Origin of the sequence: Enterobacter genomosp. S (assembly GCF_001631805.1) — a bacterium.
Lineage (GTDB): Bacteria > Pseudomonadota > Gammaproteobacteria > Enterobacterales > Enterobacteriaceae > Enterobacter > Enterobacter quasihormaechei.
Genome location: NZ_LVVA01000006.1, coordinates 37,631 through 61,800 on the forward strand (window position 1 = coordinate 37,631; position 24,170 = coordinate 61,800).

Sequence of the window (24,170 nt, forward strand, 5' to 3'; positions counted from 1 at the left end):
TGCGCGTTAACGCGAGGATTGCTGCTGCCAGGCCATAAATGCCTGGGGCGGCATCGCTTTTGCGAAGTGCCATCCCTGACAATACTGCACGCCTCGCTTCAGCAGCCAGCCCACCTGCTCGGCGGTCTCCACCCCTTCAGCAATGGTTTTCAACCGCAGGCTTTGCGCCATCTCTATGATGTGCTCAGCAATAAGGTGGCTGGTGCTGTTAGTGGTTAAGGTATCGATAAAAGATTTATCGATTTTCAGAATATCGACATTCAGGGAATAGAGATTATGCAGGTTTGAGTAGCCGGTTCCGAAGTCATCGATCGCCACCTCATAACCCGCCTGGCGAAACGCCTGGATAACCGGCGTGGTTTTTGGCACGTCGATAAACCCCCGCTCCGTCACCTCTATTTTGATCTGCTGCGCGCGAACCGAGTAAAAGCGGGCTTTATCTGAGATCAGGGCGATAAGACGCGAGGAATGGAAATCCGAAGCCGACAGGTTAATCGAGACATACAGATCGGGATGAGCGGCAAGAAAATACCCAAGATCGCTGAACACCTCCTCCACGACGTAATCGGTGATGCGCGCGATCATGCCCTCTTTTTCTGCCAGCGGAATAAATTCGGCCGGGCTCATGACCTGCCCGTTAAATCCAGGCCAGCGCAATAGCGCCTCCGCCCCCACGCACTGATTATTTTTAATATCAATAATGGGTTGATAATGTACGCACAGCTGGCGATTATTCAGCGCCCGTTGCAGAAGACGGCCAGGCGAATTGAATTCGCGGTGTGTACGCGACCACACCAGCAGAATAATTATGCTGCAAATCATCCCCAACGGTAGCGTCAGGGTAGCCTGGTGATAAAGCGTTTCATAAAAACGGGCACTGGACGTTGAGACGATGGCCGCAATGGGTCGCTGCCCGGATTTCACGATCGTATAAAAACGATCATCCTGCTGAAAAGTCGTTTCCTCATGCCGAATCATCGAATGCAATAAAGGGATATTGGCTTTCTGGCTAACGGAAAAGAATGCATTGCTGACGGTATCATATACTCCCCACGACAGGGAACGATCGTCTGACATCACCTCACTGTACGATAGCGGATTGACCACGACGACATAATTTCCACGCTGCACATATATCATTTTATAGCCATTAAAAAATGGCGTATCGCAAAAATAATAGATGGAAACGTCAGGTTTCCGTGTGTAATTGGCTGCGGGGATGGTGTAAGGGTGGTCCGGTGTATAAATGGTTGAACAGAGAAAATTCTGGCCTTCAGCATATATTAAATCAGCAACAAAAAGACGACCGCGGGAAACGTTCAACATATATTGACGATGCGCCGGCGTACAAACTTTGCCCTGATATTTTTCCGCGTCTTTCCGGGCCAGATCAACCTGTTGAATAACCCGTTCAGTTTTGTTTAAAGCCAGTTCAGCAAACGTGCGCAGCTGGGAGCTGATTTCCGACTCGGCTCTCAGCTGGGCAAACCATAGCGCAAGCATCACCGGCAGCATAACTACCATGATAATCCCTGCCATTTTGAGCATCTTGCGCTGCGCGCTACGATTCATTTCCCGCTCTGTATCCCTGCATAATGTACGCCTGTAGCAATGAAGGCCGGCTGCTTTGATAAACAGGCGATTACGTTGCATGAATCACAGGAAGTTAGCAACTGACTTTTGCTATTAAAAATCCTAAAATTCGTGATGCCGATAATATTCTCCCGTAAGCCAAACTAAAAGTATTGGTTTCGTTTTCGATAAGAAGAATAATTCTTCGCGATGGGCGTTAAAGTACCTTAACTGAAATAGCCTGCTATTTTTTCTTCTGCTGATTTATAAATAATCAGATGCCAGAATCGATTTTCCTCTTCCCGTACGTCTGGCGTCATATAATGCTTTATCGGCACGCATCAGTATGGCTGAAGTATCCCGTTGCCCCTGACACACTTCAGCCATGCGCGGCTCGTCAGCGGACTCAGGAGGGGCTTGCCCCCAGTGCACGTTGCGTTGCGACGTCAGCTTCGCCAGGGCGTGCATGCTGTCGTTAGTCATCTCGCGCCTTTATCTTTCACAGGTCATTAATCGATAGACTGACTGCTGTAAACGCTATACTGCCGATCGCGTTTTGCAAAGGTTTTGCTATCTGAATGAATTAAATATAAAAATTCACCGCAGACGCTGATGTGAGCATCGACGATATATTTTCCTGAGTTATAAAACCACTTTTACTCTACGCAGACACTGGCGAATAAAACAGCAAATGTGATATAGTTCACATATCTTATGTAACGAGAAACATTGTTTCATTTCAGTTCGTCTGTTTTGTCGAGGATGGGTTATATGGCAACCATTACCACCAGCATGGTGCTCCTGCGCTGGCCGTTGTTGAGCGCGGTTTTGATGTTCCTGGCCAGCACGTTAAACATTCAGTTCCGAAAGTCAGACTACGCAGGTCTTGCTGTGATTAGCACCCTGTTGGGATTGGGGGCCGCATGCTGGTTCGCGACAGGTCTGCTCGGCATTACGCTGGTGGATATGGCCGCCGTCTGGGAAAACATCAAAGTGGTGATGGTTGAAGCCATGAGCCATACCCCACCAGACTGGCCGATGGTGATTACCTGATAGCCTGTTAATAAAAAACCCAGACTGGTGTCTGGGTTTTTTTGTGCTTTACGCGTCTGGATATCAGAACGGGATATCGTCGTCGAAATCCATTGGCGGTTCGTTAGACGGTGCCGGAGCAGACTGCTGCTGTGGGCGAGACTGCGCGCCGCCGCTGAACTGGTTGCCGCCCTGAGGCTGCTGAGGCTGGCCCCAGCCGCCCTGCTGCTGGTTCTGACCGCCACCTGCCGGTGCGCCACCGCCCTGACGGCCACCCAGCATCTGCATGGTGCCGCCCACGTTCACCACCACTTCCGTGGTGTATTTTTCCTGACCGGACTGATCGGTCCATTTGCGGGTACGCAACTGGCCTTCAATGTAAACCTGAGAGCCTTTACGCAGATACTCACCGGCCACTTCAGCCAGTTTGCCAAACAGCACAACGCGGTGCCATTCGGTCTGCTCTTTCATTTCACCGGTCGCTTTATCACGCCAGGATTCGGAAGTAGCCAGCGTAATGTTGGCAACTGCGCCACCACTCGGCATGTAGCGTACTTCCGGGTCCTGGCCCAGATTACCGACGAGAATCACCTTGTTTACGCCTCTGCTGGCCATGTTCGTGTCTCCTGAATACGTTTCTTAATAGTGTAAACGCGCGAGTGTACCATTTCCATGCGACACTTTGATAGTTGCGTAGCATGTTCCAGAGTTCTCTCGCGGACTCGACATTGTTACACAGTGAATCGGAAAATGCATTCCAATACTGTATATTCAAACAGGTCATTTTGTGTCATAATTAGCCGTTTCTGACAGCCGTTTGTCCTTCAAACAAATCAGGCAATCCGTGTTCCAACCGGGAAAGGTGAATGGATAAGATCGAAGTTCGGGGCGCCCGCACCCACAATCTCAAGAATATCAACCTCATAATCCCTCGCGACAAACTTATCGTCGTGACCGGGCTTTCGGGGTCTGGCAAATCCTCACTGGCTTTCGACACCTTGTATGCCGAAGGACAGCGTCGTTACGTTGAATCGCTCTCGGCGTACGCGCGTCAGTTCCTGTCGCTGATGGAAAAACCGGATGTCGACCACATTGAAGGGTTATCCCCTGCTATCTCCATTGAGCAGAAATCCACGTCGCATAACCCGCGCTCCACGGTCGGTACTATTACCGAAATCCACGACTACCTGCGCCTGCTGTATGCGCGCGTAGGCGAGCCGCGCTGCCCGGACCACGACGTCCCGCTGGCGGCCCAGACCGTCAGCCAGATGGTGGATAACGTGCTGTCGCAGCCGGAAGGCAAGCGCCTGATGCTGCTGGCGCCAATCATCAAAGAGCGTAAGGGTGAGCACACCAAAACGCTGGAAAACCTGGCAAGCCAGGGCTATATCCGCGCCCGTATCGACGGTGAAGTGTGTGACCTGTCGGATCCACCAAAGCTGGAGCTGCAAAAGAAGCACACCATTGAAGTGGTGATTGACCGCTTTAAGGTGCGTGAAGATCTGGCGACGCGTCTGGCGGAATCCTTTGAAACGGCGCTGGAGCTCTCTGGCGGCACGGCGGTGGTCTCCGATATGGACGACGCCAAAGCGGAAGAGCTGCTCTTCTCTGCCAACTTTGCCTGCCCGATTTGCGGCTACAGCATGCGCGAGCTGGAACCGCGCCTGTTCTCGTTCAACAATCCGGCGGGCGCGTGTCCGACCTGTGACGGCCTGGGCGTTCAGCAGTATTTCGACCCGGACCGCGTGATCCAGAACCCGGAGCTGTCGCTGGCGGGCGGCGCCATTCGCGGCTGGGATAAGCGTAACTTTTACTACTTCCAGATGCTGAAATCGCTGGCAGAGCACTATAAGTTCGACGTTGAAGCCCCGTGGGCGAGCCTGAGCGCGAACGTGCACAAAGCGATCCTGTTTGGTTCCGGTAAAGAGAACATTGAGTTCAAGTACATGAACGATCGCGGCGATACCTCCGTGCGTCGCCACCCGTTCGAAGGGGTGCTGCACAACATGGAGCGCCGCTACAAAGAGACCGAATCCAGCGCGGTGCGCGAGGAGCTGGCGAAGTTCATCAGCAACCGCTCCTGCGCCACCTGCGAGGGCACGCGTCTGCGTCGCGAAGCGCGCCACGTGTTTGTTGAAAATACGGCGCTGCCGACGATCTCAGACATGAGCATCGGCCACGCGATGGACTTCTTCAACAACCTGAAGCTTTCCGGCCAGCGCGCGAAAATTGCCGAAAAAGTGCTGAAAGAGATCGGCGACCGCCTCAAGTTCCTCGTGAACGTCGGCCTGAACTACCTGACGCTTTCCCGCTCGGCGGAAACGCTCTCCGGCGGTGAAGCCCAGCGTATACGTCTGGCGAGCCAGATTGGCGCGGGCTTAGTCGGCGTGATGTACGTGCTCGATGAGCCCTCTATCGGCCTGCACCAGCGCGACAACGAGCGTCTGCTCGGCACACTGCTCCACCTGCGCAATCTCGGCAACACGGTAATCGTGGTGGAGCACGACGAAGACGCAATTCGCGCCGCAGACCACGTGATCGACATCGGCCCGGGCGCGGGCGTGCACGGCGGCCAGGTGGTGGCGGAAGGGACGCTGAAGGACATTATGGCGGTGCCCGAGTCGCTGACCGGCCAGTACATGAGCGGCAAGCGCAAGATTGAAGTGCCGAAACAGCGCGTTGCGGCGAACCCGGAAAAAGTGCTTAAGCTCACCGGGGCGCGCGGCAACAACCTGAAGGACGTCACCCTGACGCTGCCTGTCGGGCTGTTTACCTGCATTACCGGCGTGTCCGGTTCCGGTAAATCGACGCTGATTAACGACACGCTGTTCCCGATTGCGCAGACGGCGCTGAACGGCGCGACGCTGGCCGAGCCTGCACCGTACCGCGACATTCAGGGGCTGGAGCATTTCGACAAGGTTATCGACATCGACCAGAGCCCGATTGGCCGTACGCCGCGCTCCAACCCGGCGACCTATACCGGCGTCTTTACGCCCGTACGTGAACTCTTCGCCGGCGTGCCGGAAGCGCGTTCACGCGGGTATACCCCAGGTCGTTTCAGCTTTAACGTGCGCGGCGGCCGCTGTGAAGCGTGCCAGGGCGACGGCGTGATCAAGGTTGAGATGCACTTCCTGCCGGATATCTACGTGCCGTGCGACCAGTGCAAAGGCAAGCGCTATAACCGCGAAACGCTGGAAATTAAGTACAAAGGCAAGACCATCCACGAAGTGCTGGATATGACCATCGAAGAGGCGCGCGAGTTCTTTGACGCCGTCCCTGCGCTGGCGCGTAAGCTGCAAACCCTGATGGACGTGGGCCTGACCTACATTCGCCTGGGGCAGTCAGCAACAACCCTGTCCGGCGGTGAGGCGCAGCGCGTGAAGCTGGCGCGTGAGCTGTCCAAACGCGGTACCGGCCAGACGCTGTACATTCTGGATGAACCGACCACCGGCCTGCACTTTGCGGATATCCAGCAGCTGCTGGACGTGCTGCACCAGCTGCGCGATCAGGGCAACACCATCGTGGTGATCGAGCACAACCTTGACGTGATTAAAACCGCGGACTGGATTGTCGATCTCGGCCCGGAAGGCGGCAGCGGCGGCGGTGAAATCCTCGTCTCCGGTACGCCAGAGACCGTTGCAGAGTGCGAAGCCTCGCACACCGCGCGCTTCCTTAAACCGTTACTATAATCGTCACACGGAGAGCTGCTGTCGGATCGTTTCCGGCAGCAGTTCCACCGCCTGTTGATACGACGCATCCACCAGGTAGTAAATTTGCGAATCTGGCAGCGAGCCGTCGAGAAACACCGTACTCCAGTGCGCTTTGTTAAGATGCTTACTTGGCCTGACATCATCGTGCTGCTGGCGCAGTAAATCGGCCAGTTCCGGACTGGTTTTCAGTGATGCCGCAGGCCGCGCCTCCACCTCTTTCACCATCGCAAACAGAACATCACCCACTTTGATCTGCGTGGCTTTCCAGTCGCTGTGAACGCTTTGTTCCGCGCCCGGCTTGCTCATGCAGTACTGAAGTATCTCCGAAATTGTCATCTTTATTCCCCTTGTAGCGTTGCGATAATTTTACGCGAACCACCGTGAATGCGATGTTCTCCCAGCCAGATCCCTTGCCACGTGCCCAGCAGTAACCGCCCGTTTTGGACCGGCAACGTCAGCGAGACGCCCAGCAAAGAGGATTTGATATGCGAAGGCATATCATCCGCCCCTTCGTAATCATGCTCATACGGGGCATTATCCGGGACGGCTTTCAGAAAATGCCGTTCCATGTCAGACCGGACGGTGGGATCGCAATTTTCATTGAGCGTGAGAGAAGCAGACGTGTGCTGGAGCAGCAGATGCAGCAACCCCGTTTTGACGCGCGACAGGTCGCGGATTTGCCCGATGACTTCGTCCGTCACCAGGTGAAAACGGCGTGATTTTGCGCTTAAGGTCAGGGTCTGTTGATACCACATGTGCTGCTCCATTATGAAAGGTGAATCTTTCTAAGTGTGCAGCAAGAAAGCGAAAGGTAAAACCCGCGCGGCGAGATTTGCTTAAAAAAGCACCCATCCCGCCGTTAACGCATCAGTATTCGGAGTTAACGATCACCTCTTCGCCAAATTTTCCGGCCATCGGCAGCGGTCGGTAGGTAGAGTTCGAGGCGCGTAACACCCTGATGCCTCTGGCCCCCACGTCGTGCGCCGCCGTGATGTCATTATCGGAATCCCCGTAGAATACTTTGATGTTTTTCTTTTCCAGCCACTGGGTTTTGGTGTTTTGCCCTTCACGATCGCCGGCAAAAATGACCGGGTTCATGCTGGACGCCGGGATCAGGAAATCATCCTGGAGCGTTTTCGAGACGGTTTCCGTTTTGGTCTGGCTACGTCCGGTCACGAAGTAAATGCTGTCGCCGCGCTTTACGTGCATGGCGATCAGCGCGCGGGCAACCTCTTTCGGGATACTGAACTCATCCCAGCCGTTGTTCATCTTTTCCCAGAATTCCGGTTTTTTCAGATAGGCTTCGCTGTCCGGCGAGTAGGTTTTTTTGCCGCGCCAGAAACCGGGGCTGGAGAAGAGCACCGTATCGTCAATGTCGAAGCCCACGGCCATGGGCGGGCGGCCCGTAAGGCTGTTTTCGATTTGTGCCACGGAAACCCAGTGAATGGGCGCCTGTTCGGCAAGAATGGCGGCGGTGGTTCCGGTGTAAAGCGGCGTCGGGGCAGAAGCCCGCGCAACAACGGTACTATTAAGCGAGAACAATAAGCAGGCGGCGCTGAGCGCCAGTGTGATCTTGCGCATATTTTCCCCTGAATATTCAGTTTGTTATCGTTTTATTTTGAGCGGATGGTCAAAAAACTATCCGACCATAACCCCAGCGGGAGGGGAAGGAAAGGAGTTTTTAGTTATGAAGCTGAATAAAAAGAAGACGATCACAAAGCGTGGACGGGACATGACTGGCACCGGCGCGAACAAAAAAGCCGGGTGGCGGCTGTGCCTTACCCGGCCTACATATAGCATGCAAGTAAGTGAATACTTACATTACGGATGCAAAGGCCTGCGCCACGCGCTGGACGTTGCCGGCATTTAGCCCCGCCACGCACATACGGCCGCTGGCGATCAGGTAGACGCCGAACTCGTCACGCAGGCGATCGACCTGCGCAGCGCTCAGTCCGGTGTAACTAAACATCCCGCGCTGCTTAAGCAGATAGTCGAAGTTCTGCCCCGGCACCGCTTCTTTCAGCACGTTGACCAGCTCCTGACGCATCGACAGAATGCGCTTGCGCATCGCTTCCACTTCCGCAAGCCAGGCGGCTTTCAGCTGGTCATCGCCCAGAACGGTCGCCACCACCTGCGCGCCAAAGTTCGGCGGGCTGGAGTAGATACGGCGGACCGTCGCTTTCAGCTGGCCGAGTACGCGCCCCGCGGCTTCGGCGTCTCCACACACCACGGACAGACCGCCGACGCGCTCGCCGTAGAGGGAGAAGATTTTTGAGAAAGAGTTGCTGACCAGCGCAGGCAGACCCGCGCTGGCAATCGCGCGAATGGCGTAGGCATCCTCCTCCATGCCCGCGCCAAAGCCCTGATAGGCGATGTCGAGGAACGGGATCAGGTCACGCGACTTCAGTATCTCAATTACGGCATCCCACTGTGGATTGGTGAGATCGGCTCCGGTCGGGTTATGGCAGCACGGGTGCAGCAGCACGATGCTGCGCGCCGGCAGGGTGTTCAGTTTTTCCAGCAGCGCGTCAACGCGCACGCCGTTAGTTTCGCTGTCAAACCACGGATAGGTCGCAACCTTAAAGCCCGCGCCTTCAAAAATGGCCACGTGGTTTTCCCACGTCGGGTCGCTGACCCACACGCCTGAATCCGGGAAATATTTTTTCAGGAAATCTGCGCCTACCTTCAGCGCACCCGAGCCACCCAGCGTCTGGATAGTCGCCACGCGCTTTTGCGCGAGCACCGCGTGGTCCGCACCAAACAGCAGCGGCGCAATGGTATTACGGTAGGTATTTAACCCTTCCATCGGCAGATAAAGCGAAGCCCCGTGCGGGGTTGCGTTAAGACGCGCTTCAGCTTCGGCAACGGCTTTCAGTTGAGGAATGATGCCGTCCTCGTTGTAATAAAGACCAATGCTGAGGTTCACTTTATCGCTGCGAGGATCTTCTTTAAAACGCTCCATCAAGGAGAGAATAGGGTCGCCGGCGTAGGCGTCTACTTTCTGAAACACGCGATGTTCTCCGGATTATTATGAGGCAGGGTTTTCAACAATAAACCGGAAGCAGGAGAAGATCGAGAGGATGTTAACAGAAGCGGGATGCATCGCATCCCGTTAAAGCTCAGTCGATGTATTTCATCGCCACCCGCGACGTCAGACGCGTAATAAGTTCGTAAGCACTCACTTTTGTAATCTCAGCAATGCGCTCGACGGGCAGCCCTTCGCCCCACATCACCGCATCGTCGCCCGCTTTATCCTGCGCGTCGGGTCCCAGATCGACACAAATCATGTCCATCGCCACGCGGCCGACAATCTTCACTTCGCGGCCATTAACCAGCACCGGTGTGCCCGTTGGTGCGGCGCGGGGATAGCCGTCGCCGTAGCCCATCGCCACCACGCCAAGACGCGTGTCGCGCTCGCTGGTCCAGGTGCCGCCGTAACCTACCGGCTCGCCTGCTTTGTGCTCACGCACGGCAATCAGCTTTGAAACCAGCGACATCACCGGCTTAAAGCCGAAGTCCGGTCCCCAGGGTTTGTTCTCAAGCGGGGAAACGCCATACAGGATAATGCCCGGACGCGCCCAGTCGAAGTGGGACTGCGGCCACAGCAGAATGCCGCCGGATGCCGCAATGGAGCGCATTCCCGGCTTGCCTTCGCAGAAGGTGTTGAAGATATCGAGCTGCTGTTCGGTGGCGCCGCATTCAGGTTCGTCGGCACGGGCAAAGTGGCTGACGATATTGACCGGCTGACGCACATTTTTGCACTGGCACAAACGCTGATAAAACGCCTCGGCGTTTTCCGGGCGCACGCCCAGACGGTGCATGCCCGTATCGAGCTTCATCCAGACGGTGACCGGCTCGCTCAGTTCAGCCGTTTCCAGCGCGGCCAGTTGTTCTTCGTTATGGACCGCCGTGTGCAGCTGCTGGTCTGCAATGGTCGGCAGATCGCTGGCTTCAAAAAAGCCTTCCAGAAGCAGAATCGGTTGCGTAATGCCGCCTTCGCGCAGGCGAAGGGCTTCTTCGAGACGGGCGACACCAAAGGCGTCGGCATCGGGGAGCGTTCGCGCGGTCTCAAGAAGACCGTGTCCGTAAGCGTTCGCTTTCACGACTGCAACGAGCTTGCTGGCGGGTGCCAGTTCTCGCAGACGTTGCAGGTTGTGTCGCAGAGCGCGGCGGTTAATCACAACAGTTGCCGCTTGCATTTGAATTCCTTAGAAATTACTCATCATCATATTGAGGACCGGCATAGTTGTCGAAACGCGACCACTGGCCGTTAAAGGTGAGACGCACCGTACCAATGGGGCCGTTACGTTGCTTACCAATAATAATTTCGGCGATCCCTTTCAGGTCGCTGTTCTCGTGATAGACCTCATCACGATAGATGAACATGATTAAGTCGGCATCCTGCTCAATGGAGCCGGATTCACGCAGGTCGGAGTTGACCGGGCGTTTGTCTGCACGCTGTTCCAGGGAGCGGTTAAGCTGCGACAGCGCCACCACCGGAACGTGTAGCTCTTTAGCTAACGCCTTGAGCGAGCGTGAAATCTCGGCGATCTCCAGCGTACGGTTGTCGGAGAGCGATGGGACGCGCATCAGCTGAAGGTAATCGATCATGATAAGGCCGATACCGCCGTGTTCACGGGCGATGCGGCGCGCGCGGGAGCGCACTTCCGTCGGCGTCAGGCCGGAGGAGTCATCGATATAGATGTTCCGTTTTTCCAGCAAAATGCCCATGGTGCCGGAGATACGCGCCCAGTCCTCGTCGTCAAGCTGGCCGGTACGGATGCGAGTCTGATCCACGCGCGACAGGGATGCCAGAGAACGCATCATAATCTGTTCCGAGGGCATCTCGAGACTGAAGATAAGCACCGGCTTATCCTGCAACATCGCCGCGTTTTCGACGAGGTTCATCGCAAATGTCGTTTTACCCATCGACGGACGCGCCGCGACGATAATCAAATCCGACGGCTGAAGGCCCGCCGTTTTCTTGTTGAGATCGTCATAGCCGGTGTTTACCCCCGTCACGCCATCGTGCGGCTGCTGGAAAAGCTGCTCTATACGCGCAACGGTGGCGTCGAGCACGTCGGCGATGTTTTTCGGGCCTTCGTCTTTGTTGGCTCGGCTTTCGGCGATTTTAAAGACGCGGGATTCCGCCAGGTCGAGCAAATCTTCGCTGGTGCGGCCCTGCGGGTCGAAACCGGCCTCGGCGATCTCGTTCGCCACCGAAATCATCTCGCGGACAACGGCGCGTTCGCGGACGATGTCAGCATAAGCGCTAATGTTCGCGGCGCTTGGCGTGTTTTTAGACAGTTCTGCCAGATAGGCAAAGCCACCGACGCTGTCCAGTTGACCCAGGCGCTCCAGCGATTCTGCGAGTGTAATCAGGTCAATCGGGCTCCCCGACTCCTGCAAACGCGCCATTTCCGTGAAGATATGACGATGCGGACGGGTATAGAAATCTTCTGCGACGACGCGCTCGGCGACGTCGTCCCAGCGTTCGTTATCCAGCATTAAACCGCCCAACACCGACTGTTCCGCTTCAATCGAGTGCGGCGGGACTTTTAACCCGGCGACCTGATAATCACGTTCACGGGGTTCAGTCTGTTTGTTGAAGGGTTTGTTTCCTGCCATAGTGAATGGAGTTACCGAGATAAAGAGTGGGTCGAAAGATTACCACATTCTGGAGGAAGCATGGCAACACGTATTGAATTTCACAAGCATGGTGGCCCTGACGTACTCAACGCGGTGGAGTTCACCCCCGCCGCGCCTGGTGAAAATGAAATCCAGGTTGAAAACAAAGCGATTGGCATTAATTACATTGATACCTATATTCGCGGCGGCCTCTATCCGCCTCCGTCGATGCCGAGCGGGTTGGGCACCGAGGCGGCCGGTATCGTCAGCAAAGTGGGCAGCGGGGTCAAGCACATAAAAGAAGGCGATCGCGTGGTGTACGCGCAGTCTGCGCTGGGCGCTTACAGCTCCGTCCACAACGTTCCGGCCGAGAAAGCGGCGCTTCTGCCAAATGCAATCGGCTTCGAGCAGGCCGCTGCCTCATTCCTGAAAGGGCTGACGGTCTATTATCTGCTGCGCAAAACCTACGAAATTAAGCCCGATGAGCAGTTTCTGTTCCATGCTGCCGCAGGTGGCGTGGGGTTGATTGCCTGCCAGTGGGCGAAGGCACTGGGCGCGAAGCTGATCGGCACCGTAGGCAGCGCGCAAAAAGCGCAGCGTGCGCTGGACGCGGGCGCCTGGCAGGTGATCAACTACCGGGAAGAGAGCATCGTTGAGCGGCTCAAAGAGATCACCGGCGGCAAAAAGGTGCGCGTCGTGTATGACTCGGTGGGGAAAGATACGTGGGAGTCTTCGCTGGACTGCCTGCAACGTCGCGGGCTGATGGTGAGCTTCGGTAACGCCTCTGGCGCTGTCACCGGTGTCAATCTCGGCATTCTGAATCAGAAAGGGTCGCTGTACGTCACTCGCCCTTCCCTGCAAGGTTACATCACCAACCGGGGAGAACTTGAGGAAGCCAGCAATGAGCTGTTCTCGCTGATTGCCAGCGGCGTCATCAAAGTAGACGTGGCGGACGCGCAGAAATTTGCGCTTACCGATGCACAACGCGCGCATGAAGTGCTGGAGAGCCGGGCGACGCAGGGGTCAAGCCTGTTAATTCCCTGAGCCATAAAAAGAAATTGGGCTTCCCGTGGGAAGCCCTTTCTTTTTTTAGTTCGGCTGTATGTAGGGTACAGCTCGATGAATTCTTTAGCGGCAGCCATAGTGACAGATTCGATAAGTAAATCCTATTCTGTTCTAAGGATTGCTGCCGGAAAAGTTGCAGGTATGTGACGAACCCCTCAATACCTTAGTAACGGAAGCGGTTATTACGCTGATAAGTGGGCAGTTTTGGTGATTTAATCGCCCGTATCGCCCATACCACCGCAATCGCCAGAAGTAACCACGGCAGGAGCTTAATCGTCAGGGCAAATAAGCCGCCGACAAACATCACCACCGTGGCCACAACGAGCGCGGCCAGAATACCGAGCAGCGACACGCCCGTGACCATCAGCATGATAAAAAAGCCAATCACAAAAAGTAGTTCCAGCATGGTGCTCTCCCACGAGTTCCCGAATGATGCTGCGATCTTTACAAGAAACGTGCCGAAAATAAGTCGTTGTTCTGAAAGCAAAACGCCCCGCAATCTCTTGCAGGGCGTGGTGTAATTGACCATCTTTTAGCGAAATTTAACGTTTATCCGCCACCAGACGCAACGCGTGTTCCAGAACCTCAATGTCCGCACCGGCTTTATGCGCGTTCTCGCTGAGGTAACGCCGCCACTGGCGCGCGCCAGGAATGCCCTGGAACAGGCCGAGCATATGGCGGGTAATATGGCCCAGATACGTACCCTTACTCAGTTCGCGCTCAATATACGGATACATCGCGCGCACCACGGCCACCGGATCGGTATCGGCACCTTCAATGCCGAAAATTTCCCGGTCGACCGTCGCCAGAATGCCCGGATTTTGGTACGCCTCGCGTCCGACCATCACGCCATCCATATGTTCGAGATGCGCTTTAGCCTCGTCCAGCGAGGTAATACCGCCGTTGATCGACATAGTCAGATGCGGGAAGTCACGCTTCAGCTGGTACACGCGCGGGTAGTCCAGCGGCGGGATCTCGCGGTTCTCTTTCGGGCTAAGGCCAGAGAGCCAGGCTTTACGGGCGTGGATGATAAACATCTCGCACTCGCCCTTCCCGGACACCGTGTTGATGAAATCACACAGAAATTCGTAGCTGTCCTGGTCGTCGATGCCGATACGGGTTTTGACCGTGACCGGAATAGAGACGACGTCGCGCATCGCTTTGATGCAGTCCGCCACCAGGTTTGCATTACCCATCAGGCATGCGCCGAACATCCCGTTTTGCACACGGTCGGACGGGCAGCCGACGTTGAGGTTAATCTCGTCATAGCCGCGCGCTTCAGCCAGCTTAGCACACTGCGCCAGCGCAGCCGGATCGCTGCCGCCGAGTTGCAGCGCAACCGGATGCTCTTCTTCGCTGTACGCCAGATAGTCACCCTTACCGTGAATAATTGCGCCGGTAGTGACCATTTCGGTGTAGAGCAGCGTATGGCGGGAGAGCTGACGCAGGAAATAGCGGCAGTGTCTGTCCGTCCAGTCGAGCATCGGCGCGATGGAGAAACGGTGTGCAGGGAAAGCGGTCTGGAATTCTGACGACATGGCGAACTTTTAAGCATCTGGTGGAAAAGGGGCGCTACTATAGCACAAAGAAAAGCCGGAGGCGCAGCGCCTCCGGTGTACTTTAGAACGTCATACTCAACTGTGCCCCTGCTCCCCAGGTCTCGTCTTCGCCATAAAGCCCCATCAGGTCAACATGAACGGAGCTGAACGGCGCAAAACCGAGGCCGCCGGTAAAGACGTTGCTGTCGTTACCTTTCATGTCCGCACGATAACCGGCGCGCACCGCCAGCCAGCTCAGCGGTGTGACTTCTGCACCAATGCCAGCGTACTGGGACGTCTCTTCGCTTTTGAAGCCTTTGGTCTCGGTCAGGTCGCCGTCTGCGGTCAGGGTCACCAGATCGTTATGCCAGGCCGCTCCGGCGGTCACCAGCGGACGGATCTGGTAGGTGTCTTTGTAACTCACCACCTCTCCCGTGCGCCCGTTGCGGATGCGGATATCTTTGGTATCGATATCGCGGGACATCAGGTTTTGCCCGCTCACGCCAACCGTCCAGTGTTCACCGAAATCAGCGGCAATACCGGCATCGACGTTGAAGCCGGTGTCGTCGGTACGGTAGCGGCTGTCGTTCCACTTATTACTGTCGTAATCGTAGATTGAAGTGGTGTAGTTATAGAGCCAGGTTTTTTGCAGCTTTGGCGTAACGCCAACGGAAACCGGAACGCCGCCAAGATCGAACTGGCGGGCCACCGCAATACCGTAGTCGGACACAATCGCCGCCCGGCCAGAGGCCGTCGAGTTGAGGTTTTTGGTGATTTGATCGGTACCGTTTAGCGCAGCGTCCAGCGCCACACCGGCCGCCACCGCGTCGCTTCGCTGGATGCCACGCAGATAATCAATGTCCTGCTGGTCGATAGAAGTGCTCACGCGCCCGTGGGCATAGCCTTTCGCCATAAAGGCCACGGAAAGCACGTCGTTAGGAATGCTGACGGCAATCCCCGCCCCTGCGGTGGCGCGCGCGGTTTTGCCTTTCAAATAGTCCAGCTCATCCGCGAGATCTTTCGCTGCGCCCTGGAACTGGTTGATTGAGCCTAACGGGTTGGTGATGATTTCAATCGGCGTCAGGCTATCCACCACGTCCTGATAGCGATTGATTTTGTCATTGATGGTATCAATCTCGTCCTGAAGATTGTCCTCATCGGTCACCTGCACGCCGACGGACGGCAAAATAACCGTCACGTCATCCTCAGGTTTTGACTTTGCCAGCAGCGCCGGGTTGATCAAGGCGCCGCTGCCATAACTTCCGGCCGCTACGCCCGTGCCACCCATTGCGTCGCTACGCGCTTCCGTCCAGGTATTGGCTGCTCCCGCCTGATTTGCCATAAAAAAGGAGACAGCTATGCTAACCATCGAAAATTTAAAATGTTTTTTCACAGTGTGCTCGTAAATAGTTTGTTATTAGTTAACCCTGTCTGTTATCACCCAAACAGGAACGAACTATTGCTGTGAATAAGTACAAAAAGACCCGCTATTTCCCTAAGTTAAATTCCATCCCGGCCTGTTCTAATATGTGACGACCATCAATATTTATAGAAGAGGAAATTATTTTCGCCCAGGTTTTCCATCGTGCGGCCCAAAAAACTGAGGCGGATGGTCTACCCAGCGGTCTTCGCGCGTCGCGGCATAAACTGGATTAAGCGGATAGTAGATGCGGTTGTGCTTTTTATTGGCCTCGCCCACCACCAGTAAGCGCACCTCTTCCTCGGTATTGTTGATAAAGGTATGGCACACACCCGTGCCGGCAGGAAACCCCACGCTGTCGCCGGGTTCGAGCTTCCACAGATAGCCATTGATCCAGGCCTCAGGATATCCCTCCAGAACGTATACAAACTCTTCTTCATCACTTTCCGCATGCGGATAAGACGTGCGGCGTCCGGGCGGCAGTCGTTCATGGTGAATACCAATGCGGCCGAGTCCCAGCTTGCGGGCCAGCGGCGCGCCAATAGAGAAACGTTCGTTGCTGTCAGGATAAGTGGCGTCATCGGCACCTTCCACGTCCCGCCAGTGCCGAATACAGTCAGGTCTTTTCATTGTGCGATCTCCCGATTTACGATGCGTCAGGTATAGCACAGCCTGGCGGATCTCGGTGTTTTTACCAGAACATGATAAAGTGAGGGTTTAACCCCTTAACACATCCGAGGTGCCCGATGGACAAGTCCACAAAAGAGCTGTTAGCGCAAGCTGAAAAGCTGTGCGCGCAACGCAATGTGCGCCTGACCCCACAGCGCCTTGAGGTACTGCGTCTGATGAGCCTGCAACAGGGTGCCATCAGCGCCTACGATCTGCTCGACCTGTTACGTGAAAGCGAGCCGCAGGCAAAACCGCCAACCGTCTATCGGGCGCTGGATTTTCTGCTGGAACAAGGGTTTGTGCATAAAGTGGAGTCAACAAACAGCTATGTGCTGTGCCATCTTTTTGACCAACCGACCCACACGTCCGCCATGTTTATCTGCGATCGCTGTGGCGTGGTGAAGGAGGAGTGTGCGGAAGGGGTGGAAGATATTATGCATACGCTGGCGGCCAGAATGGGCTTTGCCCTGCGCCATAACGTAATCGAAGCACACGGTTTATGTTCTGTCTGCGTGGAGGTGGAGTCATGCCGCCATCAGGATGCCTGTCAGCACGATCACTCTATCCTGGTAAAGAAAAAGCCGCGTTAAGGTCAAAGAAAAGGCGGCTCATGGCCGCCCCTGGGGATATTGCCGGTTACCAGCGGTAGTCGTTACGGGTTTCCCAGTCTTTGACTTCGTTTTCCGCCTGATCTTTTTCGTAACCGTAGCGCTCCTGGATTTTACCTACCAGCTGATCGCGCTTGCCTTCAATGACGGTCATATCGTCATCCGTCAGTTTACCCCACTGTTCTTTCGCTTTACCTTTGAATTGCTTCCAGTTGCCGCCGATTTCGTCTTTATTCATAATCGTGTCCTCGTGTTAAGCGTCTATGAGTATCGTCCGCTTCGTTCTTTTCTGCTGGACGTGATTATTATTGTAGTTAAGGATTCGGAAGTTATTTTTATATTCGGAATCTTTAACCGCTACGATATATCAGGTCGGGCAGGAAACCAGGTATTGTTTCGCCAGTGACGATGCCAGATAACGGCCAGCGAAAGGCCACGCAATGAGAGAAAAACCGCCAGCGCCAGCCACAGGCCATGATTGCCAAGATACGGCACGGACAGCAGCGTAAGGCCGAAGCCCGCCGCCGCGACGGCCATGCTGTTGCGCATCTCCGCCCCTCGCGTGGCACCAATAAACATGCCGTCCAGCAGATAGCACCACACGCCCACCACCGGTAATACCACCTGCCAAAGGATGTAGCGATCGGCAAGCGCCTGAAGCGCGGGTAGCGAGGTAAGTAGCGCAACAATATGCCCACCAAAACAGGCGTAAATCAGGGCAAAGATCAGCGCCACCAGACCCGCCTGACGGCAGGCAGCCCGCCATACGTCGCGTAACTGGCCGCTTTCACGCGCGCCGTACGCCTGCCCGGAATGCGCCTCCACGGCGTAAGCAAAACCGTCCAGCGCGTAAGCGGTAAAGGTCAGTAACGTCATGAGCACTGCGTTGACCGCGACGATTTCTGGCCCAAGCCGCGCACCAAAAACGGTTAACGCACCAAAGCAGAGTTGCAGCAGGAGCGAGCGCAACATGATGTCGCGATTAAGCGCCAGCAGCTTGCGCATATTGCCGCGCCAGGCCGTTTTCAGAAGATCGAGGGTGATGCCGCGCATCTTCAGCACGCGCCAGACCATCCACAAACCGATCAGCAGCGTACCGTACTCAGCAATCGCCGTGGCCAGCGCCGCGCCGCGAACGTTCATGTGAAGTCCCATTACCAGCCAGAGATCGAGCACAATGTTAAGCAGGTTGCCTACCACCAGCAGGATCACCGGCGCGCGGGCATACTGCACGCCCAGTAACCAGCCCAGGAGGACCAGGTTTGCCAGGGAAGCGGGCGCGCTGAGCCAGCGAATTTCGAGGAAGCGCCGGGCCTGCTCCAGCACGGCATCACTGCCGCCCACAATATGGAGCGCCAGATCAATGAGCGGCGTACGCAACAGGACGATTAACGCGCCGGCACCGAACGCCAGCATGAGCGGCTGAACCAGCGCACGCGCCAGACGCAGGGGATCTTTTGCACCATACGCCTGGGCCGTCAGGCCTGTTGTACTCATGCGCAAAAAGAGCAGCAGCATAAAGAGGAAGCTGGTCGCCGTTGCGCCGATCGCGACGCCGCCCAGATAAATCGGCGAATCCAGATGCCCGATTACCGCCGTATCCACCAGCCCCAGCAGGGGAACGGTAATATTGGAAAAAATCATCGGTAGCGCAAGACGCCACAACGCCTTATCGGCAGAAGTTAGCAATGCCATGGAAATTACCGGAATCAGAAAATAGGCCAGGCTGTAGAGAAGCTACAGCCTGTCAGGAAGAGATTACAGCCATTCACCGTTGCGGATAACGCCTACCGCCAGGCCTTCAATGGAGAAGCTCTGCTCGCGGAGATCCACCACAATTGGGGAGAATTCGTTGTTTTCTGGCAGAAGCTGAACGGTATTGCCTTGTTTTTTCAGGCGCTTAACCGTCACTTCATCATCAATGCGCGCTACCACGACCTGCCCGTTACGCACGTCCTGCGTTTTGTGTACCGCAAGCAGATCGCCATCCAGAATGCCGATATCTTTCATGGACATTCCGCTAACGCGCAGCAGGAAATCGGCGCTCGGCTTGAACATGCCTGGATCAACCTGATAGTGCCCTTCAATATGCTGCTGTGCCAGCAGGGGTTCACCTGCGGCAACGCGGCCCACCAGCGGAATACCGGTCTCTTCTTCCACCAGCAGACGAATACCGCGTGAGGCACCGGAAACAATCTCAATCACGCCCTTACGCGCCAGCGCTTTAAGGTGCTCTTCGGCAGCATTAGGAGAACGGAAGCCCAGACGCTGCGCAATTTCTGCACGCGTGGGTGGCATACCCGTCTGGCCGATATGATCCCGAATGAGATCAAACACCTCTTGCTGCCTGGTCGTTAACGCTTTCATACCGCCCCCTGGGTGTATATACAGTTATGCTGTGAGTATATACAGTCAAAGGCGATTTTGGAACCAAAAACTGCACAAAAAACCAGGGACTTAATTATTCCTCGAGGCTCATCGGAAATGCGACCAAAGCAGCGTGACCCAAGTGATCGCCGCGGTGATAATCGACAGCAGCACGGCAGCGGAACCCATGTCTTTCGCCCGGCCAGACAATTCATGGAATTCCGACCCTATCCGGTCAACAACGGCCTCAATAGCGCTATTAAGAATTTCCACTATCATCACCAGAAGGACAGAGCCGATGAGAAGCACGCGGGTGATAGCATCAACATCAAGGAAGCAAGCGATGATAACTGCAACGATCGCGGCAACCGCTTCCTGGCGGAAGGCGGCTTCATTAACCCATGCGGCGCGAAAGCCTTTCCATGAATAACCGGCAGCTTTAATGATTCGGGTTAACCCAGTGGTATTATTGGCCATCTAAAGAACCTTTTATGAGAAATAGCGTCAGTAACTAAAGCTTCAGCGCGTTTTGCTGCAACCTGAAGTATGACGGGTAACAACAGAAATTTTGCGCGCTTTCTGTTATCCTTGCGCCGCAATTGCATTATTAACCAGAGGCTTTACATCGTTTATGTCCGGCTGGCCACGAATTTACTACAAATTACTTAATTTACCATTAAGCGTACTGGTAAAAAGTAAGTCTATCCCAGCAGAACCCGCGCTGGAATTAGGGCTCGATACGTCACGCCCTATTATGTACGTTTTGCCTTATAACTCGAAGGCAGACCTGCTTACGCTTCGCGCTCAGTGTCTGGCGCACGATTTACCTGACCCGCTTGAACCCCTGGAAGTCGACGGTACGCTGCTGCCGCGCTACGTGTTCATCCATGGCGGGCCGCGCGTGTTCACCTATTACACGCCGAAAGAAGAGTCCATTAAGCTTTTCCATGATTACCTCGATCTTCACCGCAGCAACCCCGATCTGGACGTACAGATGGTGCCGGTGTCGGTGATGTTTGGTCGTCGTCCGGGGCGCGAAAAAGGGGAAGAGAACCCGCCGCTGCGTATGCTCAACGGCATTCAGAAGTTCTTCGCCGTCTCCTGGCTGGGACGCGACAGCTTTGTCCGCTTCTCGCCTTCCGTTTCACTGCGCCGCATGGCAGATGAACACGGCACCGATAAGATCATTGCGCAAAAGCTGGCGCGCGTTGCGCGTATGCACTTTGCACGTCAGCGTCTGGCGGCCGTTGGGCCACGTCTCCCGGCGCGTCAGGATCTGTTCAACAAGCTGCTCGCTTCCAAAGCGATTGCCCGTGCCGTAGAAGACGAAGCGCGTAGCAAGAAAATTTCACACGAGAAAGCGCAGCAGAACGCGATCGCGCTGATGGAAGAGATCGCCGCGAACTTCTCCTACGAGATGATTCGTCTCTCAGACCGTATCCTCGGCTTCACGTGGAACCGCCTCTACCAGGGGATTAACGTCCACAACTCCGAGCGCGTGCGTCAGCTCGCGCACGACGGCCACGAGATTGTCTACGTGCCCTGCCACCGCAGCCACATGGACTACCTGCTGCTCTCTTACGTGCTCTATCACCAGGGCCTGGTGCCGCCACACATTGCCGCCGGTATCAACCTGAACTTCTGGCCAGCAGGCCCGATTTTCCGCCGTCTGGGGGCGTTCTTCATTCGTCGTACCTTCAAAGGCAACAAGCTCTACTCCACCGTATTCCGTGAATACCTTGGCGAGCTGTTTAGCCGCGGCTATTCCGTTGAGTACTTCGTGGAGGGCGGGCGCTCCCGTACGGGCCGCCTGCTCGATCCGAAGACCGGCACGCTGTCGATGACCATTCAGGCGATGCTGCGCGGCGGTACGCGTCCTATCACGCTGGTGCCTATCTACATCGGCTATGAACACGTGATGGAAGTAGGCACCTATGCGAAAGAACTGCGCGGTGCGACCAAAGAGAAAGAGAGTCTGCCGCAGATGCTGCGTGGACTGAGCAAATTGCGCAACCTCGGTCAGGGCTACGTGAACTTTGGCGAGCCCCTGCCGCTGATGACATATCTGAACCATCATGTTCCGGAGTGGCGCGAATCTATCGATCCTATCGAAGCGGTGCGTCCGGCCTGGCTGACGCCGACGGTCAACGGCATCGCATCCGAACTGATGGTACGCATCAACAATGCCGGTGCGGCGAATGCCATGAACCTTTGCTGTACCGCGCTTCTGGCTTCTCGCCAGCGTTCATTGACCCGCGAGCAGCTGACCGAGCAGATTGATTGCTACCTCGACATCATGCGTAACGTGCCATACTCCGTGGATTCGACCGTGCCGTCTGCTACCGCCAGCGAGCTTATCGATCACGCGTTGCAGATGAACAAGTTCGAAGTGGAGAAAGATACCATCGGTGACATCATCATTCTGCCGCGCGAGCAGGCCGTGCTGATGACCTACTACCGTAACAACATCACGCACATGCTGATGTTGCCGTCGCTGATGGCAGCCATCATTACCCAGCACCGCCGTATTTCGCGTCAAGAGCTGCTGCGCCATATTCAGACCATCTATCCGATGCTGAAAGCGGAGCTGTTCCTGCGCTGGAGTGAAGATGAGCTGGCGGCAGAGCTCGATAAAATGACCGCAGAAATGCATCGTCAGGGGCTGATTACCATCAGTGATGATGAACTGCATATCAATCCATCACGCTCTCGTACCTTGCAGCTACTGGCATCCGGCGCGCGTGAGACGTTGCAGCGCTACGCCATCACCTTCTGGTTGCTGAGTGCAAATCCGTCAATCAACCGCGGTACGCTGGAAAAAGAGAGCCGGACGCTGGCTCAGCGCCTCTCCGTTCTGCACGGCATTAACGCTCCGGAATTCTTCGACAAAGCGGTATTCAGCTCCCTGGTGCTGACGCTGCGCGACGAAGGGTATATTAGCGATACGGGCGATGCCGAGCCGAAAGAGACGATAAAGGTTTACCAGATGCTGGCAGAGCTGATTACCTCGGATGTGCGTCTGACGATTGAGAGTTCGACGCAGGGCGAATGATGTTAAAGCCGGGTGGCGCTAACGCTTACCCGGCCTACATGTTCTGCTAAATCGTAGGCCGGGTAAGGCGAAGCCGCCACCCGGCTTTTTTATGACCAGTAACTCATCGCCAGCCCCATAAACAGCACCAGCCCAACGTAGTTGTTATTCAGAAACGCTTTAAAGCAGGCTTCACGCTCGCGCTTCGCGATCAGCTTCTGCTGATACGCAAACAGCAGCCCCGCCACCAGAACGGACCAGTAAAACTCCCAGTTCAGCCCGTTCAGGCGACCAATCGCCACCATCAGCGCCAGCACCGCCACCTGCAATATGCCGATGATCAGTTTGTCGTGACGGCCAAACAGGATCGCCGTCGATTTAACGCCGATCTTGAGATCGTCATCGCGATCGACCATCGCGTATTGAGTGTCGTACGCAACGGCCCACAGAATATTTGCCAGGAACATCAGCCAGCAGCTGAGCGGAACAGACTCGCTGACCGCAGCGAATGCCATGGGGATCGACCAGCCAAATGCCGCACCCAATACCACCTGCGGCAGATGGGTGTATCGCTTCATAAACGGGTAGACCCAGGCCAACGCCAGAGCCGCAACGGACAGCAGAATAGTCATGGTGTTAAGCGTTAACACCAGCATGAAAGAAAGAAGCACCAGCACGACAAACAGGATGCGCGCTTCTTTCCCGGTCACCTGACCGCTCGGCAGAGGACGATTCGCGGTGCGCTTAACATGCCCATCAAATTTTCGGTCAGCATAGTCGTTTACCACGCAGCCCGCAGCGCGCATCAGCCAGACGCCCGCCACAAACACCGCCATGATCCACAGCGGCGGTATGCCCGGCGTGGCAACCCACAGCGCCCATAAGGTCGGCCACAGCAGCAGCAGCGCGCCAATGGGTTTATCGGTACGCATTAAGCGGTGATAGGCCAGCAGCTTATTCTGCGTCAGACTCCACTCCATTTTCTCTCCCTCTTAGTACAACGGCGATGCAGGCAAAAAGAGTTCCGTCAGTATTAACGGCTTGCCACTCAAACGAAGGCGGGAACGGCGCCCCCATAAATCGGCATCGCAACCAATTTCAATAAAATCACGGGTCAGTTCAGACGAGGTGAACAGATATCGCCCAAGCGGCGTTTTGCCGAGGCGTTGCAGTGCCAGCTCCGGCCCGGAAAGTGTAGACTCGGGAACCACCGTGCGCCCGGCAAGCCACGGCTCGCCATCCGCACACAGTAAAATTTCACGCAGCCAGTAGCGTTCTTCTTGCGGCAGGAGCGGCAACTCGCTGGCAATCTCCTCAGGCGAGACAAATCCTTCCTGAATCATCGTCACCGTGACCGTTTTACCCTGTTGCTCAAAACGTTTTGTCATGGAATCTTCCAGCAGCAGCCAGTCAAGCTGCTCCGGGTCAAGCGCGGGTATTTGGTCGAAATAGCGTAGCGCACGCAGCTGCGTTAGCGCGGGGTGTGACATGCCAGACTCTCCGATACATAACGTAAAGGCATTGTATCGC

The 24,170-nt window shown here is 55.5% G+C and carries 24 protein-coding genes; 5 read left to right on the forward strand and 19 right to left on the reverse strand.

Annotated elements, in window-relative coordinates:
• Positions 1-6: 6 nt before the first annotated feature.
• Positions 7-1,572, reverse strand: coding sequence for an EAL domain-containing protein (locus A3466_RS06165; protein ID WP_063449850.1), 1,566 nt, complete (start codon positions 1,570-1,572; stop codon positions 7-9).
• Positions 1,573-1,836: 264 nt separating this feature from the next.
• Positions 1,837-2,055 carry a hypothetical protein gene (locus A3466_RS06170; protein ID WP_063449851.1) on the reverse strand — a complete coding sequence of 73 codons (219 nt, stop codon included), beginning with the start codon at positions 2,053-2,055 and terminating at the stop codon, positions 1,837-1,839.
• A gap of 288 nt (positions 2,056-2,343) precedes the next feature.
• Between A3466_RS06170 and A3466_RS06175 the strand changes: the two genes are divergently transcribed.
• Positions 2,344-2,625: a YjcB family protein gene (locus tag A3466_RS06175; protein WP_022646751.1), complete on the forward strand. Its 282-nt coding sequence runs from the start codon at positions 2,344-2,346 to the stop codon at positions 2,623-2,625.
• Positions 2,626-2,688: 63 nt separating this feature from the next.
• On the opposite strand, the gene ssb1 is transcribed toward A3466_RS06175, so the two are convergent.
• Positions 2,689-3,219, reverse strand: coding sequence for a single-stranded DNA-binding protein SSB1 (gene ssb1 / locus A3466_RS06180; RefSeq protein WP_006810470.1), 531 nt, complete (start codon positions 3,217-3,219; stop codon positions 2,689-2,691).
• A gap of 251 nt (positions 3,220-3,470) precedes the next feature.
• On the opposite strand from ssb1, the gene uvrA reads away from it, so the two are divergent.
• Complete coding sequence (gene uvrA / locus A3466_RS06185; protein WP_063449852.1) at positions 3,471-6,293, forward strand: excinuclease ABC subunit UvrA; 2,823 nt, start codon at positions 3,471-3,473, stop codon at positions 6,291-6,293.
• Between the two features lie 3 nt (positions 6,294-6,296).
• Here the strand turns inward: uvrA and A3466_RS06190 are convergent, their stop codons facing one another.
• The 6 genes from A3466_RS06190 to dnaB all read right to left on the reverse strand — a co-directional run bounded on the left by A3466_RS06190 (position 6,297) and on the right by dnaB (position 11,942).
• Positions 6,297-6,650, reverse strand: a complete 354-nt coding sequence (locus tag A3466_RS06190; protein WP_063449853.1) for an MmcQ/YjbR family DNA-binding protein — start codon at positions 6,648-6,650, stop codon at positions 6,297-6,299.
• A gap of 2 nt (positions 6,651-6,652) precedes the next feature.
• On the reverse strand, positions 6,653-7,069 hold the full coding sequence (locus A3466_RS06195; RefSeq protein ID WP_063449854.1) for a secondary thiamine-phosphate synthase enzyme YjbQ: 417 nt from the start codon (positions 7,067-7,069) through the stop codon (positions 6,653-6,655).
• A 112-nt stretch (positions 7,070-7,181) separates the two neighbouring features.
• The gene (gene aphA / locus A3466_RS06200; protein ID WP_063449855.1) at positions 7,182-7,895 is read right to left on the reverse strand and encodes an acid phosphatase AphA; all 714 of its coding nucleotides are present in this window, start codon (positions 7,893-7,895) and stop codon (positions 7,182-7,184) included.
• A 235-nt stretch (positions 7,896-8,130) separates the two neighbouring features.
• Positions 8,131-9,324 (reverse strand): aromatic amino acid transaminase, encoded by a 1,194-nt coding sequence (gene tyrB / locus A3466_RS06205; RefSeq protein WP_063449856.1) that lies wholly within the window; start codon positions 9,322-9,324, stop codon positions 8,131-8,133.
• Between the two features lie 109 nt (positions 9,325-9,433).
• The gene (gene alr, locus A3466_RS06210) at positions 9,434-10,513 is read right to left on the reverse strand and encodes an alanine racemase (protein ID WP_063449857.1); all 1,080 of its coding nucleotides are present in this window, start codon (positions 10,511-10,513) and stop codon (positions 9,434-9,436) included.
• Positions 10,514-10,529: 16 nt separating this feature from the next.
• Positions 10,530-11,942, reverse strand: a complete 1,413-nt coding sequence (gene dnaB, locus A3466_RS06215; protein WP_003860298.1) for a replicative DNA helicase — start codon at positions 11,940-11,942, stop codon at positions 10,530-10,532.
• Positions 11,943-12,002: 60 nt separating this feature from the next.
• Here dnaB and A3466_RS06220 point away from each other — a divergent pair, with 60 nt between their 5' ends.
• Positions 12,003-12,986 (forward strand): quinone oxidoreductase, encoded by a 984-nt coding sequence (locus tag A3466_RS06220; RefSeq protein ID WP_063449858.1) that lies wholly within the window; start codon positions 12,003-12,005, stop codon positions 12,984-12,986.
• Between the two features lie 184 nt (positions 12,987-13,170).
• Here the strand turns inward: A3466_RS06220 and pspG are convergent, their stop codons facing one another.
• The 4 genes from pspG to A3466_RS06240 all read right to left on the reverse strand — a co-directional run bounded on the left by pspG (position 13,171) and on the right by A3466_RS06240 (position 16,595).
• Positions 13,171-13,413 carry an envelope stress response protein PspG gene (pspG, locus tag A3466_RS06225; RefSeq protein WP_017382623.1) on the reverse strand — a complete coding sequence of 81 codons (243 nt, stop codon included), beginning with the start codon at positions 13,411-13,413 and terminating at the stop codon, positions 13,171-13,173.
• A 136-nt stretch (positions 13,414-13,549) separates the two neighbouring features.
• A complete protein-coding gene (dusA, locus tag A3466_RS06230) occupies positions 13,550-14,545 on the reverse strand; it encodes a tRNA dihydrouridine(20/20a) synthase DusA (protein ID WP_063449859.1) in 996 nt (331 codons plus the stop codon).
• A gap of 82 nt (positions 14,546-14,627) precedes the next feature.
• Positions 14,628-15,914: a conjugal transfer protein TraF gene (gene traF, locus A3466_RS06235; RefSeq protein WP_432416601.1), complete on the reverse strand. Its 1,287-nt coding sequence runs from the start codon at positions 15,912-15,914 to the stop codon at positions 14,628-14,630.
• Between the two features lie 192 nt (positions 15,915-16,106).
• The gene (locus tag A3466_RS06240; RefSeq protein ID WP_063449861.1) at positions 16,107-16,595 is read right to left on the reverse strand and encodes a cupin domain-containing protein; all 489 of its coding nucleotides are present in this window, start codon (positions 16,593-16,595) and stop codon (positions 16,107-16,109) included.
• A 116-nt stretch (positions 16,596-16,711) separates the two neighbouring features.
• Here A3466_RS06240 and zur point away from each other — a divergent pair, with 116 nt between their 5' ends.
• Positions 16,712-17,224, forward strand: coding sequence for a zinc uptake transcriptional repressor Zur (gene zur, locus A3466_RS06245; RefSeq protein ID WP_063449862.1), 513 nt, complete (start codon positions 16,712-16,714; stop codon positions 17,222-17,224).
• 46 nt (positions 17,225-17,270) lie between these two features.
• On the opposite strand, the gene A3466_RS06250 is transcribed toward zur, so the two are convergent.
• From A3466_RS06250 to A3466_RS06265, 4 genes are all read right to left on the reverse strand, one after another.
• The gene (locus A3466_RS06250) at positions 17,271-17,480 is read right to left on the reverse strand and encodes a CsbD family protein (RefSeq protein WP_003860314.1); all 210 of its coding nucleotides are present in this window, start codon (positions 17,478-17,480) and stop codon (positions 17,271-17,273) included.
• A 119-nt stretch (positions 17,481-17,599) separates the two neighbouring features.
• Entirely contained in the window at positions 17,600-18,937 is a 1,338-nt protein-coding gene (gene dinF, locus A3466_RS06255) for an MATE family efflux transporter DinF (RefSeq protein ID WP_063449863.1), read from the reverse strand.
• A gap of 63 nt (positions 18,938-19,000) precedes the next feature.
• Positions 19,001-19,609, reverse strand: a complete 609-nt coding sequence (gene lexA / locus A3466_RS06260) for a transcriptional repressor LexA (protein ID WP_006810486.1) — start codon at positions 19,607-19,609, stop codon at positions 19,001-19,003.
• Positions 19,610-19,717: 108 nt separating this feature from the next.
• Positions 19,718-20,086 (reverse strand): diacylglycerol kinase, encoded by a 369-nt coding sequence (locus A3466_RS06265; protein ID WP_063449864.1) that lies wholly within the window; start codon positions 20,084-20,086, stop codon positions 19,718-19,720.
• 154 nt (positions 20,087-20,240) lie between these two features.
• Between A3466_RS06265 and plsB the strand changes: the two genes are divergently transcribed.
• Positions 20,241-22,661, forward strand: coding sequence for a glycerol-3-phosphate 1-O-acyltransferase PlsB (gene plsB / locus A3466_RS06270; RefSeq protein ID WP_063449865.1), 2,421 nt, complete (start codon positions 20,241-20,243; stop codon positions 22,659-22,661).
• 89 nt (positions 22,662-22,750) lie between these two features.
• On the opposite strand, the gene ubiA is transcribed toward plsB, so the two are convergent.
• On the reverse strand, positions 22,751-23,620 hold the full coding sequence (gene ubiA, locus A3466_RS06275) for a 4-hydroxybenzoate octaprenyltransferase (protein ID WP_063449866.1): 870 nt from the start codon (positions 23,618-23,620) through the stop codon (positions 22,751-22,753).
• A 12-nt stretch (positions 23,621-23,632) separates the two neighbouring features.
• The gene (ubiC, locus tag A3466_RS06280; RefSeq protein WP_063449867.1) at positions 23,633-24,130 is read right to left on the reverse strand and encodes a chorismate lyase; all 498 of its coding nucleotides are present in this window, start codon (positions 24,128-24,130) and stop codon (positions 23,633-23,635) included.
• Positions 24,131-24,170: the final 40 nt, after the last annotated feature.